Raw genomic sequence first — 17956 nt, forward strand, 5'->3', positions numbered from 1 at the left:
GAGTCCGCGGGCTTCTTTTTTGCGCGCCTATTTTCGCGGCGTCCGAGTTCTGGGAGCGGGCAGTCGCTGGCCGGTGGGAGGCGGACGGTCGCGACCTGGATCCGGGCCGCGGGGCTGAGCGACCGCTTCCAATCCTGCTACATCGCCGTCGCGGCGGCCGGCAAGTGGGCCTAGCGGCTCGGCGTGCGTCTGCTGACCGAGGTCGTCCCGCCGTTGACGACCGGGGCGGGGCGGCTGACGCTGGCGATCGACGACTCGCCCTTGCGCCGGTTCGGCCCGCACTTCCAGGCGGCCGGATTCCATCACGATCCGGCACCCGGCCCGGCCGGCTCGACGCACCTCTACGGCCACGTTTTCATGGTGCCGGCCCTGCTCGTCGAGCATGGGCGGTGGGGCGTGGTCGCCCTGCCTTTGCTGTCGCGGCTGTACGTCCGCAAGGCGGGCCTGCCGGCGATCGACCCGAAGCATCGGCCCGCGTTCCGCACCAAGCTGGAGATGGCCGTCGAGCTGCCGCGATGGGCGAAGCCCTGGCTCGGCCTGGTCAAGCGGCCGATCTGGGTCGTGGCCGATGGCGCCTATGTGATGAAGGAGTTGCTGAAGCCGGCGAAGACCCTGGGGATGACGGTCGTCAGCCGGCTGCGCAAATACGCGGCGCTGCGTACGCTCCCCGGCCCGAAGCCCGCCGGTCGACGCGGCCCCGCGCCGACCTACGGCGGGAAGGCCGTCGACCTGGCCAAGCGGGCCGGCCATGAACGCGGATGGTCGCGGGGTGCCTTCGGGTTGTACGACGGGACGGCCGTGAAGCGTTACAAGACGTTCCTGGCGACCTGGCGGCCCGCCGGCGGCGTGATACGCATCGTGCTGGTCGACGAGCCCGCCGGCTGGCGAGCCTACTTATGCACCGACCGCCCCGCCACGGTCGCCGACGTGCTGACCACGATCGCCGACCGCCTCAGCCTGGAGATCGCATTCCGCGAGATCAAGGAGGTCGTCGGCGCCGGCAAGCAGCAGGCGCGGTTCATCCACGCGAGCGTCGGGATCTTCCGCGTCTGCCTCTGGTCCTATACCCTGACCGAGGCCCGGGTGTGTCGACGGCCGGAGGCGGAGTTGGTGGACCGCTCCGACTCGCCGTGGGACGCGCAAACTCGCCGGCCCAGCCATGCCGACAAACGCCGCCCCTGGGGCCACGAGATGCTGGTCGGGGAGATACTCGCGATCTTGCGGGCCGGCCCGTCCGACTCCGAAATCCGGGCCGCTGCCGGCCGCCTGCCGCGGCCCGCGGCCCGATGCTCATGAGCGGTTTTCCGTCGAGTGTGTCGCTTGATCGGCGGGCCTGGTACCCGCCATGGCGGAACCATCCGGCGATGTCGGCGGGGCGGACCGCCCGCGGGGCGTCGCCCATCGCCTCGATCAGCGCTTCGATCGTCCGGGCCTTGGCCGACCGCAGCCACGACTCGAGCTTGGAGAACATCCGCTCGATCGGGTTGAGGTCGGGGCTGTACGGGGGCAGGAACCGCAACTCGGCCCCGGCCGCGGCGATCAGCCGGGCCGCCTCGGCCGTCTTGTGGCAGGCCAGGTTGTCCATCACCACGACGTCGCCGGGCTTCAGCGTCGGGGCCAGGCACCTCTCGACGTAGGTCTCGAAGGCGGCCGAGTCGGTCGCCCCGTCGAACGCCAGGCAGGCCCCCACGCCGCCCAGGCGGACGGCCGCCGTGAGCGTGATCACCTTCCAGTGGCCGTGCGGGACCGGGCCGTCCACCCGCACGCCGCTGGGCGAGCGGCCGTGCGTCCGGTCCATGGCCGTGCTCGAGCCCGTCTCGTCGACGAACACCAGGCGGGTCGGGTCGAGCCGGGCGAACTCGTCGCGCCAGGCGGCCCGCCCGTCCTTCAACTCGGGGCGGTCCTGCTCGGACGCCCGCCGCGACTTTTTTTGCGAGTGACGCCCAGCCGCTTGAGCGCCCGATGCACGGCCGACGGGCGGCACTCGACGCCGACGGCCCGGGCCAACTCGGCGAGCGTGGCGTCGGGCCGCTCGCGCACCGCCTCGCGGAGCCGCCGCTCGCCCCCGGCGTCGAACGCCGGGGCGTGCCCGCCGCCGTGGGGCCTCGGCTCGATCGAGCCGGTCTCGCGCCGCTGGCGGATCAGCTTGCGGATCCATGTCACGCTGACGGAGAAGCGGGCGGCGACCTGCTCGCGGGTCGCGTCGCCGGCGTCGCAGGCCGCGACGACCCGCTCGCGGAGGTCGGTCGAATAGGCTCTCATCCTCGGGGCCCTCCATAGCCCCACAGGAATAATCTCGTCAACCGACACGGTCAACAAAAAACCGCTCATGCACCGTCGGAAAGCGCGGATTATTCTCCCTCCCCAGAGCAGAGGGGTCACCTAACCGGTGGACCGGTGATAGGGGGTCGGTGTAGGAAAGAGTCGAAGCTGATGAACCCCTGGCGGGTCGCCGGCATCCAATACGAGGATCGCATCGGAGCCGGCACCGGTCGAGACGCCTGGCGGTCGTGCTACCCGCCACTGCCTCGCTCGATCCCTCTCCTCGCCTGCCCAACGTATCTGGGCCGGTCCCTACGAGGGTGACCTGATGGACGTTCGGTTGCGGGTATTTCCGATTACGCGATCGCTGTGGCTCGGTCCGTTCGCGAGCCCCATGCGGCGGCCGGTGCTCGTCGCCTCCCGTGTCACTCACATCCTCAACGTCGGCGAGGCCCCGAGCGTCCTGTCGACCTCGGATACCCCGTTTCGAGAGATTGCCTGGCTCCCGATCGAGGACATGGAGCGTATCCCCGACGACATAGCCATCACCTGCCTCGGCGCATTGCACCGCATGGTTTGTCAGCCCGACGCTCGGGTCTACATCCATTGCATCGCCGGTCAGAACCGCTCACCCACGATTCTTTGGCTCTACCTGATCGGCTGCGGCCTGGACGTCGACCGTGCCAGGGCGGTGATCGAGGCAGGAGCCCGCGATGCCATCCCGGGACATAACCGTTTGGTTGACGACGCGCTGGTCGAAGTCGTCAGGCGGTTCGGTGGCAGCTCGCTGCTCCCGCACCCGCGTCCCGAGGCGCTGGAGCCCTTGGTTGCGACCGAAGCGGCATTGGACCCCGGCCAAGGGGGTCGCTTCGCGGTCCATCTCGACTGATTGATTACAGAATGCGCTGCCCGGTCATATCGCGGGCAGGCCGAAGGAGGCCCGCGTTCGCCTCGACTCAATCCCTCATATGTTCGAGGTACAGCTTTTCGAGGTCCGCGTGGCCGATATCGTCGGTGTTCAGGGTTTCGACGAGTCGTCCGTGCTTCATGATGCCGACTCGCGTGCCGGACTCCTTGGCGCGGAAGAGGTCGTGGGTGGCCATGAGGATCGCGGTGCCGCGATCGCTCATCAGCTTGATGAGTTCGGAGAACTCGTTGGACGCCTTGGGGTCCAGGCCGGAAGTCGGTTCGTCGAGGAGGAGGACGTCCGCTTGCTTGGCCATGGCGACGGCGATGCCGACCTTCTGCCGCATCCCCTTGGAGTATGTCTTCACGCGACGGCCCGCCGCCTCGGCGGGGAGTCCGGCTTCGACGAGGAATGAGCGCGACTCGTCCTGGGTGAGTTCGCGACCGGCCAGAGCGGCGAAGTAGTCGAGGTTCTCGACGCCGGTGAGGTTCGGGTAGAGCATCACCTGTTCGGGGATGTAGGCCAGGTGGCGCTTGGTCTGGAGGGGGTGCTCGGTCACGTCGAGGCCGCTGATCCTCGCCACGCCTTTCGTCGGCTGGATGAAGTTCAGGAACAGGTTAATTGTCGTCGTCTTGCCGGCCCCGTTCGCGCCGAGAAGGCAGAAGACCTCGCCCGGAGCGATCGTCAGGCTGAGGGCGTCCAGGGCGGCGGTCCCGTTGTAGGTCTTCGTGAGGTCGACGGCTTCCAGCATGGCGGGCGATTTCCTGGATATCGGGGGGATCGGCATCCTGTCTGGCCAGGCTCAGCGACCGGCCACGGGATAGCGTCGGAGCAGGGCGAGCCCGGCCAATGTCAGCACGGCGCTAGGCGCGATTAGCCCCAGCAGGCCGCCGGCGGCGCGGCGGGCGACGGCGGAAAGTGGCTGCTCGCGGAACTCGAACTCCGGGATGGCGTCGTAGTCGTCGAGGCTGAACCGCTCGCGCCTCATGACCCTGGGGATGAAGAAGTTCTGCCAGACCTGGTGGAAGTCGTCCACCTGGGCCATGAAATGCTTGTGGCGACCGAGGCTCGTGCCGCTCACGTCGTTGAGCGCCTCCTGGGTCGCCACCGCCGGGGTGAGGAACCGCAGGCGGTCGACCAGCTCCTGCTGGCGGGCGAGCTGATCGTCGTACCGAGCCATGACCGGCTCGATGGTCTCGTCGACCGTCTTCTGCACAGCCTGGAGCTTGACCAGGAAGTCGGCCGCGATCGGGGCGGACGAAGCCGGCATCAGTTCGGGGTGGTCCTCGTAGTACTGGGCCAGCAGGCCGCTCCCCTCCTGGGAGGCCTTCGAGGAGGCCTCGCGGATCGCTCCGATCAACTCGACGCGAGACGGCACCGGGTGCAGCGACGTGACCGCCACGCTGATGAGCGCCGGCGCGATCACCACCAAGGCCATCCAGCAGGAGACGAGCACCACCGCGTTGGTCGCCGACGCCAGGCCGAGGGCGTTCACCGCCAGGGCGAGCGCGAACCAGAAGGCGCCGTAGGCGGCGACCGTCGCGATCCAGAGCCCCAGCCGCGCGGGGACGCCGGGCGCGCGGAGGTCGACCCCCGCGACCAGGCTGCCCACGACGGCCAGGCCGATCGCCAGCGTCAGCACCAGCCCGGCGCGGGCGAGGGCCTTGCCGAGCAACACCGCGCGCAGCCGCACCGGCTGGGCCAGGGTCATCGCCAGCGTCCCTTGCTCGCGCTCGGCGGACAGCATGTTGTAGCTCAGGCCGAGGATGAGGAGCGGGAAGAGGTAGACGACGACGAAACCCAGATCGAAGCGCCCGGCCATGAGGTTCGACGGGTTCTCGATCTCGTCGCCGGCGATGAAGGTCTGCTTCGTCCGGTTGGTCATCTTGAAGTAGAAGGGATACAGGTCGGCCTGGCCGACGGTCATGGCGGCGAGCGGGCCCGGCGGCGCGGCGGCGAACCGCTGGCCGCGCGATCCGGCGACGACGCCAGGCGAGCGCGGATCGAGCCACGAGACGGGGGCCGCCGCGTCGGGGGCGATGGCCTCGGCGTCGCGACGAAGCTGGACCAGGCGACTCGCCTCGTCCTCGGCGACGGCGGCGAGCGTCGCCTCCTGGAAGCGGACCCAGGTCGAGCCGTTGTAGACACCGTAGGCGACGGAGCCGGCGAGCATCGCGACCAGGATCCAGGCGGCGCGGTCGGCGGCCAGGCATCGCAGGTCGTGTCGGGCGATTCGAAGGAGCATGGGGCCTGCCTGATCGTTCGTGGCGTTAGGACGGGCGGACGCGCGACGCGGAGGCCGTCGCCAAGATCCCCATCGCGGCGCACCAGCCGGCGAGGACGGCCAGGTCGGGCCAGCGGCGGGCGGCGACGGTCGCGAACCCTGGCGCTGCGTATCGGAAGTCAGGGACCTTGCCCCAGACCTCCTCGCCGGCCAGGTACTCCACGCCCGGTCCCTTGCCGTTCCGGGTCACGTCGTCGTTGATGATGCGGATCAACTCGCGGCGATAGTCCTCCGCGGCGGAGGCGAAGTCGCGGTTCTGGTCGGGCTCGGTGCCGGACATCGCCATCGAGAGCGACCGCGCCGCCAGCAGCGGCGAGGCGAAAGCGAAGGCGCGGTGGATGCCGTCCTGGCGGGCGAACGCGTCCCAGAGCGCCCCGTAGTGGGCGTCGAAAACCCGGTTGCCGTGCTCCTCCGACTCCTGGAGCGCGATCCCGGCGAAGTCGATCCCAAGGTCCTCGATCCGGTCGACGCCCCGCTCGCGGAGCACTCGCTCCTGAAGGGCGATGAGCTTGGGGTCGTTCGGGTTGTGGGAATTGATCCCCTGCTTCAACTCGCGGTCGATCGCCTGGTTGAACGCCAGGGCGGAGGGGGTGGGGTGGAGCCGGCGGGCGAGGTCCACGGCGAGCCTCGGCGCGATCAGGCCGTTGACGATCCAGAAGCCCAGCAGGACCAGCAACGCCGCGCGGGCCGAACCGGCCCGGGCCGACACGGTGAGGGTCAGGCCGACGAACGCCCCATAATAGAGGATGTAACCCAGGGCCATGGTCGCCACGCGCGGGACCTCGGCCGCGAGCGACCCGCCGCCGGTCGCCGTCGCCAGGGCCAGCGCTCCGGCGACGGCCGCCGGGACGAGCAGCAGCGCCAGCGCCATCGAGACCCCGAGCGCCTTGCCCAGCGCGAGGTCGCGCGGGGGGACGCCCAGGCTCATCAACTGGCGGAGCGTGCCCTGGTCGCGCTCGCCGGCGAAGGCGGGGAAGGCCAGCAGGATGATGAGCAGCGGGACGAGGAGTTGCAGCACGCTCGCCGCGGTCAGCTCGCCGAACCTGGCCACGGCGGTCGCGTCCCGCGCGGGGCGATATTGCAGGTCGTTCTGCTTGTGGGCCTCCAGCCAGACCGCGACCCCCGTGTAGGCGTCGACCCCCGGGTCGACCAGCGAGAGCGGCGGCTTGGGCTTGAAGGCGTAGGTGCCGTAGTGGGCGGCGGAGTGCGGGTTCTTCTCGCCCTGTTGCAGCCATTGTCGGCGGGTCATCTCGGCCGCGTCGCGGCGCTGGGCGTCGATCTCGACGTGCCGCTTCCATCCCATCGCCAGCGCGGCCAGCAGGAGCGCCGCCACCACGGCCGCCGCGGCGCGGAACCGGCCGTCGCGCGTCATCTCGGTGAATTCCTTGCGGGCGATCCGCGCGATCATGGGGGGCTCCGGAGGGGAGAATTGGGACGGACGCGGTCGGGCGATCTTCGGTCAGAACGCGTCCGACGAGATGATCTCTCCCCCCGCGCGGGTGCCGAGCGCGGCCCAGACGGCGGGGGTGACGGCGTCTCTCGCGAACCGCACGGAGCCGTCGCCCAGCAGGAGGTTCGCGCCGCCGGAATGGTTGGAGCGGCACGACTTCCAGCCGTAGTCGCTGCCGCGGAGGCAGTCGAAATTGGGCGAGTTCGGCGGGTAGTAGTGCGTGTACAGGGCGTTGCGGAAGTCCCCCTGCGCCCAGCTCCCGCCGCGCTGGCCGTTGTAGAAGCCGGACGTCCCGGCGGCGGCGGCCTCGCACTCGGCGACGGTCAGGTTCAGGTGGGTCGTGGCGTCCACCGCCAATTGCTGGGCCATGATCGTGCGAGGGCCCATCGCGCGGCCCGTCGGGACGTTGAAGCCGCCGGGGCCCAGCAGGCTCTCGCTCATCATCGCGGTGTTGCTCAGGCCGTCGGCGATCGCCGCCAGGGTCACGCCGGAGTTGAAGAAGAAGCAGCCGTTGGGCGAGTCATACATCGCCGACCCCCCCGGCCGGCCGTCGCCCGCGCTCGCCATGTAGTTCACCGGGGCGAACCCCGCCCTCACCTCGCGCGGCGTGTCGCTGGGGCAGAGGAACCCGGCGATCCGGATCGAGAACAGGCTGCTGTTCGCCGGGGTGGTCGACCCGTCGGGCAGGTAGACCGGGTGGCTGTAGTTGAGCGCCCCGAAAATACCCGACTGCTCCATGAACGGCGCCAGCATCGCCAGCGAGGAATAGCGGTAGTGCTCGCCCCCCACGCCGTCGGGGTACCAGTAGTTCCCCCGCTGGGCCACGATCGTCCCGTAGGGTAGCCTCCCCATCGCGTCGTGGTAGTTGTGCAGCGCGATCCCGATCTGCTTCAGGTTGTTCACGCACTGCGACCGCCGCGCCGCCTCCCGAGCGGCCTGCACCGCCGGCAACAGCAGGGCGATGAGGACGGCGATGATCGCGATCACCACCAAAAGCTCGATCAGCGTGAACCCGCGACGATCCCTCATCATCCACCCCCGTCCGAGCGACGCGCGATCGACCCACCGGTTCGTAACACGAATTTAGCGTCCGTAATACCGGAGCGGAAGGGGGCAGGGGGGAAGACGTCGAAGATCGAGCGAGTGACGAGCCTAGAGTTGGCTGGCCGAGGCCGGGGTCGCGAGGCAACCGGCGAACTCCCCAGGCGAACCGGCTTCCCCCCTCGTGAGAGGGCGGCGTGCCGCGGTCCGCGCCCTCCGCGACTCGGTGCATCTGGCGGCCGAAGGACCGAGGCGCTCTCACCGTTCCCGCCCGGCCCCGTTTTCGAGCGGGCCACGCCGGACCAGGCCCGACGCGGCGAGGGATCAGGCGTCGATCGGCGGGATCAGCATGGCGAGGTCGCTGTTACGGATTAGCCGTATGTCGCTTCCCGCGACCCGTAGGGGGCCGGTCTCCGTCTCCACGTCGAGCTTGAAGCCTTCGCCCGCCAGCATCAGGGATTCGCGGAGCCAGACGGCCGGCAACTCGCACCGCTCCAGGTCCGTCGCGCCCGTGACGATCAGCGTCAGATCCGCGAGGCGGATCACCACGCGCCGGTTCAACGCGGTGATCTCCTCGATGGAGCGGTCATGAAACGGCGAACGGCGCCAGAAGCGCCCGAGCGCCTCCAGATTCGCGTCGGCTCGCGGGCGTTGACTCATGGTCGCCTCTTCGAGGGTAAATAGCCGGGTGCCGGCCCGAGCGAGACGATCCTGGTGACCAAACCGCCCGACGGCCGATCCCGGTCAAGAACCAGGTCTCCGACCGGCTGCCGCGGCTCGCGGCCTGATGTTTCCATAATTTCGGAGAGCGCGGCACGGAGCAAGGAGAAGCGCGATCGCCTTCCTCGTCAGGCCGTCGCTCCCGCGCGTCTCAGCAACGCGGCGGCCTCTTCGTGACCTCCCCTCAAGGCCCAGGCCAGCGGGGTCAGGCCGTCATCCCCCGGGAGATTCGGATCGGCCCCTCGCGCGATCAGCAACTCCATCGCTTCCATGTGCCCGCCCTTGGCCGCCCGCGCAAGCGTAGTACTGCCCTGGAAGAAGAAAGAAGCGCCGCGATCCAGCGCGATGCGAAGGGCGGCGACGTTTCCGGTCTCCGCCGCGTGGTCAGAGATGCGACCCCCGCCCCATCCAATCCAATCAATGTTCCCGCCCGTTTGGAGCTGCTCGTCGAGGAGCCTTTCAAAGCTGGGCAGGTCGCCTTCATTCAAGGCGTCGAGGAGCCCAATCCTGGCACCCCTCGCGAGCAGCAACTCGTACATCGGGCGGTCGCCCCCGAGGCTCGCATGCGCCAGGGCGCTCAGGCCGTACTGGTCGATGACGTCGACGTCTACGCCGTGATCCAGGAGCCGGCGGACGACTTCCAGGTGCCCTCGCTCCGCCGCGACCGTCAAGGGGCGTTCATGGATGTCGCTCTCCTCCTCGGCGTCGGCCCCGCGGCCGAGGAACAGGTCGACCATCGGGAGGTCTCCCAGCGAGCAGGCGACCGTGAGCATCGTCCCGTGATACGTCCAACCCTTTCCATGGTCGACGTCGGCCCCCGCGTCGAGCAGCTTTCGGGCGAGGTCGACATCGCCCGACCAGACCGCGTCGGGCAGGGTTTGGACTCGGCCCCCGGCCGCGAGCAAGATCAGCAGCATCTCGCCGTGCCCGTTCCGCGCGACGACTATCGCCTGGGTCGTCGCCGAGTAGCCCTCGGCGGATGTCTGATTCGGATCCGCGCCACGCTCCAGCAAAAGTCGGACGACCTCGACTTGGGCCCATCCCACGGCTGTTCTCAACGCCGTGTGGGCGGTCCCGCCGTCCGAGTTGACATCCATGCCCTTGTCGATGAAGGCGGCGACCGCCGCCACGTCGCCATCTCGGGCGGCCTTGAGCCACCTGAAATGCCGATGCTCCCGTTCGTCCATGACCACCTCCCGGAGCATTCTCACCCGGCCACGACGAGATTCATGGAGTCCTCGGGAAACCTGCCAGGCCGGCCCTCGGGTCGGTTTTGAAGGCAGCATCAAACCAGGTCCACACCGGCCCGCGATCCCGTCGTCCCTCTCGCCGGGCTTCCCCGCCGATCCACTTCGCCCCAAAGCGGCACAATGTCGCGGGAGAAATTTTTCGGATTACGTAAAGCGTTTTTCGTTAGTGGGTTGTGTTGTCGTTGGCCGCTGGATCCGTCGAGAAATCGTCCGCTCGGGTTTTCGAACCGCCGTTTGTATACATGGTAAAGGGTAGCGGATTCTTTCCCCAGCTCCTTGGCAATTCGAGCGGCGGACGACAGCAAGGCGACATTGCGCGCGTCCCGCTTCACGATATCGCTACCAGCGCGTCCTCCCGGCTCCTCCGGAGGGTCCAGTCCCATGGTCCCGTGGTCGATCAGTCCGGCGAACGGAGGGGGCCACGTTCACCCTCCCCACGGGAGGCGATCGCGGCTACGGATGTGCGTCGCGGTCGGGGCTCCCGTAGGCTGGATCGCGACCCTTCTCGGGAGATGCGACGCCCCTCCAGGCGGGGACTCGGCCAAATCTCAGAGATCATGGAGCCCTCGATTCCCGGTCAAGCCCCCCATCCCGCGAGCCTCCACGCCGATGCCCCGCTGGTGGGACGGCGGAACGCTAGAAAATCATTCGAGGACGACGAACGAAGCCAACCGTCGAATGACGCAAGTCCATGCTGTCAAAGCGAGAACTCTGACCTTCCCCACGATCAGTGGGCGCTGACTTGGGGAAGTTTCCGGCTCTCTTCGTACTGCACGGGGGACATGTAGCCGAGGGTCGAGTGGAGCCGCCGTCGATTGTAGAAGACCTCGATGTACTCGAACAGCGAGGCCCTGGCCTCGTCCCTCGTGGCGTAGGATCGGCGATGCGTCAGCTCCTGCTTCAGGGTGCCGAAGAAGCTCTCCATCGCGGCGTTGTCCCAGCAGTCCCCCTTGCGGCTCATGCTCGCCTCCAGGCCGTTGTCCCGGAGCAGCTCGCGGTAGGCGTCGCAGGCGTACTGCACGCCCCGGTCGCTGTGGCGCAGCAGCGGCCCGGAGGGCCGGCGATGCTCCAGGGCGTTGGCAAGGGCCCGCGTCGCCAGCTCGGCCCGCAGGTGGTCGGCCGTCGCCCAGCCGACCACCCTGCGGCTGCCCAGGTCGAGCACCGCCGCCAGGTACAGCCACCCCTCCCCGGTCCTGATGTAGGTGATGTCGCCGACCCAGGCCCGGTCGGGCGGCCCCGGGTCGAACCGGCGGCCCAGGGCGTTCTCGGCGACGGCGTGGCCGTGACGCGAGTCGGTGGTCCGGACGACGAACCGCCGGGCGGCGGCGCCCCGCACGCCGGCGAGGCGCATCAGCTTGGCGACGGTGTTCTCGCAGCAGGCGACGCCCCGGGCCTCCAGGGCCCGGTGGACCCGCGGCGACCCGTAGGTCCCGCGGCTCTCGCGATGGACCGCGCGGGCCTGCTCCAGCAGGCCCGCGCGGCGGGTCGCCCGGGGGCTCTCGGGGCGGGCGAGCCAGGCGTGGAAGCCCGCCCGAGAGACCTGCAGGACGTGGCACATCAGCGCCACCGGGTACTCGCCCCGGTGGTCGCGGACGAAGGCGAAGATCAGGCCTGCTCCCTGGCGAAGAAGGCCGTCGCTTTTATTAGGATTTCACTCTCCATCAGGAGCCGCTTGTTCTCCTCGCGGAGCCGGTCGTTCTCGCGGCGGAGGGCGTCGAGGTCGGCCGGGGCGGCCGGCCGGGCGGCCGGGGCGCCGCCGAAGCGGCGGACCCAGTACTGCATGGTGCTGGGGGCGACGCCGAGGCTGTCGGCCGCCTCCTTGAGGCCGCGGCCCTGCTCGGTGACGAGCTTGGCCGCGGAGACCTTGAAGTCGAGCGAGTACGTACGCTTGGCCATGAGCGATCTCCTTAGGCCGGCCATTGTCGCGGCCGGCGGGCTGGAGCGCCCACTTTTTGTGGGGAAGGTCACTCATCGAATCCATGGGCGTGCCGTCGACTAACGAAGCCAACTTCGATCCGGGCCGTGCGCCACCCTGGCCAGCGATCGAGAGTGAACCGGCACTCACGCCGGCCGAGGCGGTGGAAGGCCGCGGTGAAGCATTCGAAAATGACGAACGAAGCCAACTTCCATGAGACGTAAATCCATTGTGGCGTCAAGGGTTGTTGCCATCCTTGGCCGGCGGGCCGACGACGAACGAAGCCAACCGCGGGCCGGTTGGTCGGGGGGTGGATCGGGGCGAAAACGGTTGACGCTATGATTGCAAGGGTGCGAGAATCGAGATCGCGTCGAAATTCGGTCCGTTCGCGTCCGTTTCGACGCCGAGAACGTAAAGGATAGAGCGACCTCACGACGCGGCACCAACGGACGATCGGCACCATGCGACTCCCCATCGGCTTGCATCGATCGCGGCGCGTCGCCGGGGGGCGGAAGGGCCGCCCGCGCGTGGAGCAGGTGGAGCGTCGGCTCCTGCTTGCCTCGGCGGTGTTCCTGGTGGAGACGGCGGCCGACGACGGGCCGGGGTCGCTGCGGTGGGCGATCGGCCAGATCAACGCGGAACCGGCCGACGAGCCGGGGACGATCCGATTCGCGATCCCGGGCGCAGGCCCCGCGACGATCCGGCCGGCGTCGCCCCTGGACCCGATCACGCGGCCGGTCTTCATCGAGGCCCGCGCGGCCGACGGCTCGCCCACGGTCCGCGTCGACGGCTCGGCGGCGGGGCGGGGCGTCGACGGGCTGGTGGTCGCCGGCGGCGGGAGCGTGGTGGCCGGGCTGATCGTCACCGGATTCACCGGCGCGGGGATCGTCCTGACGGGCGCCGGCGGGAGCTTCGTGGAAGCGTGCTACGTCGGCCTGGTCCCCGGGGCGGGAGGCTCCGCGCCGACGGCGGCCCCCAACGGGACGGGCATCCTGATCGCGTCGGCGTCGAGCCAGACGATCGGCGGCCCCGACGGCCGGGGCAACGTGATCGCCGGCAATCGAGGCGCGGGGGTGATGGTCGCCTCGGCCGAGCCCGGCGACGCGGCCCGCAACGCGATCGTCGGCAACCGGATCGGGACCGACGCGGCGGGGACGGCGGAGATCGGCAACGGCGGCGACGGCGTGGTCCTCGCGGGCGCGACCTCGGGGCGCGTCGAGGACAACGTGATCTCCGGCAACCAGTCCAACGGCGTGGTCCTGAGCCACCGCGCCGAGGGGAACCGGCTGACCGGCAACATCATCGGCCTCACCCCCGACGGAACGCGGCGGTTGGGGAACCGTCGCGACGGCATTCTCGTGGTCGACGCCCCCGGCAACGCGATCGGCGGCCCGGCGCCCAGGCTGGGGAACCAGATTTCGGGCAACGGCGGCGCGGGCGTCCGGGCCCGGGGGGAGTCGGACGGCCTGACCATCCGGGGCAACTGGATCGGCGTCGACCCCACCGGCCTGGTCCGGCGGGGGAACGACGCCGACGGCGTCTCGGTCTCCTCCGACGGCGTGACCGTCGGCGGCCCCGAGGCCCGCGACGGCAACGTCATCGCCTTCAACGGCCAGGGGGCCGTGGGCGCGGGGGTCCAGGTCGTGGGGTCGGTCCACGGCGTCTCGATCCTGTCGAACCGGATCTTCGCCAACGCCGGGCTCGGCATCAACCTGGGGAACGGCCCGGCCACCCCCCGCACCCCGCCGGCCTCCCAGCCCACCGACGCCGTGGGCCCGAACGACTGGATCAACCAGCCGATCCTTTCCACCTCGTTCGCCGACGGCGTGACGCTCAAGGCCCAGGGCCGCGTGTGGGGGATGCCCGGCCAGACGTACACCGTGCAGTTCTTCTGGACCTCGGCGCCGGACCCCTCCGGAAACGGCGAGGGGGAACGCTACCTGGGGCGTACCCAGGTGACGACGGACTCGCGGGGGGACGCGGCCTTCTCCCTGCCGATGGCGGCCGACGTCGCCGGCGGCTTCCTGTCGGCGACCTCGACCGACGAATACGGCAACACCTCGGAGTTCGCCCAGACGGTCTCGCTCCGGCCGTACACCGACCTCCACGTCGAGATGACGGCCGACCCACCGTCGGCCCGGCGAGGCGCCCCGATCACGTTCACGGCGACCGTCTCCAACCGCGGATTCGTCGCCGCGCCGGGCGTCGTGCTGACGGTCGCCCCGCCGGCGGGCTCACGCGTGGAGATCGTCTCGGCCGGCGCCACGACCGCGCCGGGGGGGGCGATCCGGCTGGCCGTGGGCTCGCTCTCGCCGGGCGCGACGGCGGTCCTCACGGTGGTCGCGTGGCCCGCCGACGGGTTCTCGGGCGTTTACCAGGCCTTCGCCACGGCCACGATGACCATGACCGAGGCCCGACCCGGCGACGAGACCGCGTCGGCGTCGGCCGTCGTCGCCGGCCGGGACTCCTCGAACATGGGCGTGGCCGCCGCGGTCGAAACGGCCTCGGTCATCCCGGGCTCCAACGCCACCTACCGATTCCGGGCGCGGAACGAGGGCCCGACCGCCGAGCCCGCCGCGGTGCTGACCCTGGCCCTCCCTCCCGGCGCGACGGTCGTCTCGGCCGACTCCGCGCGAGGCCCGGCGACGATCGCGAACGGCCTGGCCGTCTTCCTCCTGGGGGAACTCGCCCCCGGCGAGGAGGTCGAGGCGACCCTCGTCCTGACGGCCGACGCGCCGGGGCCGCTCCGGGTCATCGCGATGGTCGGCGGCCTGAACCAGGACGAGGACCGGTCCAACCAGCGGGCGACCGCCATCGCGACGGTCGTCGCGCCGGTCGACATGGCCACCTACGTCGACCCGCCCCCGGCCGCCTTCGAACGGGCCGAGTTCCGCTACACGCTGACCGCCGCCAACCTCTCCGACCGCGCGGCGACCGGCGCGAGGCTGACCGCGCCGCTCCCCGCGGGGGTCGAATTCGTCTCGGCCGTCGCCAGCCAGGGGGGGACGCCGATCCTGGTCGGTCGCGACCTTGTCGCGGATCTGGGGACGATCGCGGCGGGCGGTCGGGCCACCGTGACGATCACCGTGCGCGCCGTGGCGACCGCCGGCGCGACGCTCCTCCTCTCCGGGGTCTCCACCAGCGACCTCCCCGACACCGCGCCCGGCAACGATCGCGGCGGCTACGCCGTGGAGGTGCGGCCGGCCGTCGACCTGATGCTGCGGCTGCGGCCGTTGACGCCGAGCGTCGACCTGGGGGCCGACGTCACCTGGGTCGTCGAGGTCTGGAACTCCTCCCTGACCACCGCGAGCGGCGTGACGATCGCCGTGCCGTACCTCCCCGCCGGCGCGTACGTGGGGTCAAGCGCGACCCAGGGGACCGTGACGGCGTCCGGCGGCGTCTTCACCGCCGCGGTCGGGACGCTGGCGCCGCGCGGCCACGCGACGATCGCCTTCATCCTGCGGCCCACCTCCGCCGGGACCGCCACGCTCACCGCCGCGGCCACGGCCGACCAGCACGTGAACCTGACCACCTCCGGCGTGGCGTCCGCGAACCTGAGCGTCATCGAACCCTCCGGCGCGATCGCCTTCGCCGCCCCCGGCGTGGTCGTGCCCGAGACGGCGGGCGCGGCCTACCTGACCGTCGTCCGGACCGACGGCGCGCGGGGTGCCGTCTCCGTCCGGTACCGCACCACCGCCGGGACCGCGGCGCCCGGCGTCGACTACCGGCCGACCACCGGCGTCGTGACCTTCCAGCCCGGCCAGACCTCCGCCGTGATCGCGGTCCCGGTCCTCGCTTATGCACACAATCGGGGCGACGTCTCCGTCGGCGTGGTGCTGGAGGCTCCGACCGGCGGCGCGACGCTCGGCCAGGCGACGGCCGCCACCCTGGTCATCCAGGACGTCGATCCCGACTTCTCCCCGCCGAGCGTCGCCCGGCTGCGGCTGCTGGGCTCCGCCGCCGGGATCGCGACGATCGCCCTCACGCTGAGCGAGGCCGCGAACGCCGCCTCGGCGCTCGACGGCCGGGCCTACGCGCTGTACGACCTGGGCCCCAGCGGCGTGCTCGGCGACGGCGACGACACCCCGATCCCACTCCAGCCTCCCGGCTACGACGCGGCGACCCGGACCATCTACCTGTCGCCGGCCGTCTTCCTGGCCCCGAACCGGCACTACGCCGTGGGGGTCCACGGCGCGGGGCCGACCGCCGTGGTCGACACGGCCGGGAACCCACTCGCGGGGGGCGTCGGATTCGTCGGCCTGTTCGCGAGGGGGACCTCGCTGAGGTATGCCGACGCCAACGGCGACGCGGTGTCGCTCGCGCTCCGGAGCGGCGGCTTCCTCGACCTCGTCCGCGCGGCCTCGGGGGACGCGATCGGCCTGAGCCTCCACGAGATCGTCCCCGGCCGGTCGACGCTCACCGGGAGCGTGACCCGCCCCCGCGGCCGGGGCGGCGACGGCGTGACGCCCCTGGGAGTGATTGAGGGCCTGGGCTCGTTCGGCGACGTCCGGGTGAGCCTCCGGACGCCCCCCTTCCTGGCGTCGGGCTTCCCTACGCCCGCCCCCCGGGCCGTCCGCCCCGGCGTCACGCCGGTCCGGGTCGCCCCGCCGCTCCGCCGATTCCCATCACCGCGATAGCTCGGCGGCCCGCCCGCCTTGCCCGGGGCCCGGCCGATCCCCTAGACTGGCGGAGGCAGCCGCGTCTCCTGGAGGTCCCGCCCGTGACCGTGCCCGTCATGCTCCGCCGCCTGGTCGTCGCCCTGGCGATCGGCCTGGCCCTCGCCCCGGCCGCCTCGGCCTGCCCCAGCTGCAAGGAGGCCGTCGCCTCACAGCCTTCGGACGCGGCGCTCCTGTCGCGCGGGTTCGCCTGGAGCATCGTGCTGATGCTCGCGGTGCCGACGGCGCTGGCGACCGCCGGAGGACTGGCGGTGCGTCGGGCGGTCAAGCGGGGCATCCTGCCCGAGCTGTGACCGCCCGCGACGTCAGACGTCCCGGAGCTTGCCGGCGGGGGTGTTCGCGGCCAGGTCGTCGATCATGTCGAGCGTGGCCTGTTCGATCGCCCGCTGCCAGTCGCCGCCGAAGCGGTCGCGGAACGCCGGCTTCTTGTAGGCGAAGGTGATCCCCCGCGAGCTGTTCACCAGGGCACCCAGGCCGTCGGGCTCGAACCCGGCGGCGATGTCCTTCGCCTCGCCCCCCTGGGCCCCGTAGCCGGGGACCAGGAACAGGACCCCGGGCAGCTCCCGGCGCAGCTCCACCAGCTCCTCGGGGTAGGTCGCCCCGACCACGGCGCCGACGAGGTTGTAGCCCTCGGCGCCCTGCTTGCCGTTCCCCCACTCCTTGAGCCGGTTGGCGACGTGGCGGTAGACCGGCAGGCCGTCGCAGACGAGGTCCTGGAACTCCCGCGCCGAGGCGTTGCTCGTCCGGACCAGTACGAACAGCCCCTTCTTCTCCCGCGCGGCGATCTTCACGAACGGCAGGACGCCGTCGCTCCCCAGGTAGGGGTTGATCGTCAGGGCGTCGACGCTCCACGAGGGCTCGAACGAGCCGCCGACCGGCGCCTTGCCCAGGTACGCCCGCGCGTAGCCCTCGGCCGTGGAGCCGATGTCGTTCCTCTTGCCGTCGAAGATCACCAGGACTTCGCGCGCCCTGGCGTGCTCGACCGTCGCGTGCAGTGCCGCCATCCCCTCGGGGCCATAGACCTCATAGAATGCCGCCTGGAACTTGATCATCGGCGCCAATGGCGCCACGACGTCCACCACGGCTCGCCCGAACTCCTCCAGCGCCTTCGCCACCCCCCGACGATCCGTCGGGAACCGATCGAGGAAGCCCGCGGGCAACTCCTCGGGACGCGGGTCGATCCCCACGACCACCGGATTCTTCTTGCGACGAACCTCCGCCACCACCCGATCCGCGAATTCCACGCCCGACCCCCTCTCCTTCGGATTGACAGCCGCTCCTAATACCCTACAATAACCCCCGTCGACGCGAAACACGCCATGGGCAACCAGGGCCGATTTCGACCAGACAATCGGGGCGTAGCGCAGCTTGGATAGCGCGCTAGCTTGGGGTGCTAGAGGTCACCGGTTCAAATCCGGTCGCCCCGATCTCGAAGCGAAAGGGGCGGGGGG

The 17956-nt window shown here is 70.7% G+C and carries 14 protein-coding genes and 1 tRNA gene; 6 read left to right on the top strand and 9 right to left on the bottom strand.

What is annotated here, in order from left to right:
* Window positions 1–183: 183 nt before the first annotated feature.
* On the top strand, window positions 184–1296 hold the full coding sequence (locus WG209_RS24340) for a transposase (protein WP_337177710.1): 1113 nt from the start codon (window positions 184–186) through the stop codon (window positions 1294–1296).
* 137 nt (window positions 1297–1433) lie between these two features.
* Window positions 1434–1637 (top strand): hypothetical protein, encoded by a 204-nt coding sequence (locus WG209_RS24345; protein WP_337177711.1) that lies wholly within the window; start codon window positions 1434–1436, stop codon window positions 1635–1637.
* Window positions 1638–1887: 250 nt separating this feature from the next.
* Here the strand turns inward: WG209_RS24345 and WG209_RS24350 are convergent, their stop codons facing one another.
* The gene (locus WG209_RS24350; protein WP_337177712.1) at window positions 1888–2262 is read right to left on the bottom strand and encodes an IS630 transposase-related protein; all 375 of its coding nucleotides are present in this window, start codon (window positions 2260–2262) and stop codon (window positions 1888–1890) included.
* Window positions 2263–2590: 328 nt separating this feature from the next.
* Between WG209_RS24350 and WG209_RS24355 the strand changes: the two genes are divergently transcribed.
* Window positions 2591–3151, top strand: a complete 561-nt coding sequence (locus WG209_RS24355) for a dual specificity protein phosphatase (RefSeq protein WP_337177713.1) — start codon at window positions 2591–2593, stop codon at window positions 3149–3151.
* A 67-nt stretch (window positions 3152–3218) separates the two neighbouring features.
* On the opposite strand, the gene WG209_RS24360 is transcribed toward WG209_RS24355, so the two are convergent.
* The 7 genes from WG209_RS24360 to WG209_RS24390 form a co-directional block, all read right to left on the bottom strand.
* Complete coding sequence (locus WG209_RS24360) at window positions 3219–3920, bottom strand: ABC transporter ATP-binding protein (protein ID WP_337177714.1); 702 nt, start codon at window positions 3918–3920, stop codon at window positions 3219–3221.
* 51 nt (window positions 3921–3971) lie between these two features.
* Window positions 3972–5414, bottom strand: a complete 1443-nt coding sequence (locus WG209_RS24365) for a DUF3526 domain-containing protein (RefSeq protein WP_337177715.1) — start codon at window positions 5412–5414, stop codon at window positions 3972–3974.
* A 25-nt stretch (window positions 5415–5439) separates the two neighbouring features.
* Complete coding sequence (locus tag WG209_RS24370) at window positions 5440–6861, bottom strand: DUF3526 domain-containing protein (protein WP_337177716.1); 1422 nt, start codon at window positions 6859–6861, stop codon at window positions 5440–5442.
* Window positions 6862–6912: 51 nt separating this feature from the next.
* Window positions 6913–7935, bottom strand: coding sequence for a DUF1559 domain-containing protein (locus WG209_RS24375; protein ID WP_337177717.1), 1023 nt, complete (start codon window positions 7933–7935; stop codon window positions 6913–6915).
* A gap of 333 nt (window positions 7936–8268) precedes the next feature.
* Window positions 8269–8604: a hypothetical protein gene (locus WG209_RS24380; RefSeq protein ID WP_337177718.1), complete on the bottom strand. Its 336-nt coding sequence runs from the start codon at window positions 8602–8604 to the stop codon at window positions 8269–8271.
* A gap of 188 nt (window positions 8605–8792) precedes the next feature.
* Window positions 8793–9851: an ankyrin repeat domain-containing protein gene (locus WG209_RS24385; RefSeq protein WP_337177719.1), complete on the bottom strand. Its 1059-nt coding sequence runs from the start codon at window positions 9849–9851 to the stop codon at window positions 8793–8795.
* Window positions 9852–10641: 790 nt separating this feature from the next.
* Window positions 10642–11810 (bottom strand): IS3 family transposase gene (locus WG209_RS24390; protein WP_337177720.1). Its coding sequence is split into 2 segments (ribosomal slippage): window positions 10642–11558 and window positions 11558–11810, totalling 1170 coding nucleotides; the frame shifts between segments, so codons are not numbered across the junction.
* A gap of 480 nt (window positions 11811–12290) precedes the next feature.
* Between WG209_RS24390 and WG209_RS24395 the strand changes: the two genes are divergently transcribed.
* Both WG209_RS24395 and WG209_RS24400 read left to right on the top strand, forming a co-directional pair.
* The gene (locus tag WG209_RS24395; protein ID WP_337177721.1) at window positions 12291–16466 is read left to right on the top strand and encodes a Calx-beta domain-containing protein; all 4176 of its coding nucleotides are present in this window, start codon (window positions 12291–12293) and stop codon (window positions 16464–16466) included.
* Window positions 16467–16549: 83 nt separating this feature from the next.
* Entirely contained in the window at window positions 16550–16798 is a 249-nt protein-coding gene (locus WG209_RS24400; RefSeq protein ID WP_337177722.1) for a hypothetical protein, read from the top strand.
* Window positions 16799–16810: 12 nt separating this feature from the next.
* Here the strand turns inward: WG209_RS24400 and pyrF are convergent, their stop codons facing one another.
* A complete protein-coding gene (gene pyrF / locus WG209_RS24405; protein ID WP_337177723.1) occupies window positions 16811–17749 on the bottom strand; it encodes an orotidine-5'-phosphate decarboxylase in 939 nt (312 codons plus the stop codon).
* Between the two features lie 108 nt (window positions 17750–17857).
* Between pyrF and WG209_RS24410 the strand changes: the two genes are divergently transcribed.
* Window positions 17858–17932 (top strand) — tRNA-Pro (locus WG209_RS24410).
* Window positions 17933–17956 lie beyond the last annotated feature (24 nt).

Source organism: Paludisphaera sp., assembly GCF_037189885.1.
Lineage (GTDB): Bacteria > Planctomycetota > Planctomycetia > Isosphaerales > Isosphaeraceae > Paludisphaera.